Origin of the sequence: Paraburkholderia sp. SIMBA_027 (genome assembly GCF_046535315.1) — a bacterium.
GTDB lineage: Bacteria > Pseudomonadota > Gammaproteobacteria > Burkholderiales > Burkholderiaceae > Paraburkholderia > Paraburkholderia tropica.
Window position 1 is genome coordinate 1 of sequence record NZ_JAWRWY010001695.1, and the last position, 232, is coordinate 232.

A 232-nucleotide genomic window follows, 5' to 3' on the forward strand; every position below is an offset into this window, starting at 1 on the left:
GATCTTCGCGGTGTACGCGGTACTGGTAAACAATACTGCCGGTGGCCCGTCGGGCCACGACATCTTCGAACTGCCTTACGTGCTCGGCGAAACCGCCTTGCTGTTGTTCAGTTCGATCACCTACGGCTTCGCCATGTTGGCCTTCTACAAGGGCAACAAGAAAGGCGGAGTAAGCGGGTTGGCTCTAACTGGCCTTTCCGGGCTAGGCTTCAGCGGGACGTTGATCGTCGAG

At 57.8% G+C, this 232-nt stretch carries 1 pseudogene; it reads left to right on the forward strand.

The annotated features are described in order from the left end of the window. Nucleotides 1-232 (forward strand): annotated as a pseudogene (locus SB764_RS44960) (cytochrome o ubiquinol oxidase subunit III); the annotation flags it as partial.